The organism is Psychromonas arctica (assembly GCF_038155225.1).
In the GTDB taxonomy this organism is placed as follows: domain Bacteria; phylum Pseudomonadota; class Gammaproteobacteria; order Enterobacterales; family Psychromonadaceae; genus Psychromonas; species Psychromonas arctica_B.
Window position 1 is genome coordinate 1 of record NZ_JBAKBA010000437.1, and the last position, 209, is coordinate 209.

Sequence of the window (209 nt, forward strand, 5' to 3'; positions counted from 1 at the left end):
TACCTTACTTGTAGAATTCTTCCCTTGAAGTTTGTTGTTCTACAACTTTAGCTGAATCACCTTTAGTTAACGCTAGTTGTTTGCTTGTTTTAGGGTTACTTGTTAATGCTAGGATAGGCATTGATGGGAAGTTCTTACGAAGTGAGCGAGCTGATTTACCAGCACGTGTTGCAACGATAAGTAGCTTAGCACCTAATTGCTCTGCATTT

At 39.2% G+C, this 209-nt stretch carries 1 protein-coding gene; it reads right to left on the reverse strand.

Annotated elements, in window-relative coordinates:
- Window positions 1-4 precede the first annotated feature (4 nt).
- The coding region (locus tag V6255_RS19020) for a pyruvate kinase alpha/beta domain-containing protein (protein ID WP_341629490.1) at window positions 5-209 on the reverse strand (205 nt) is incomplete at its 5' end.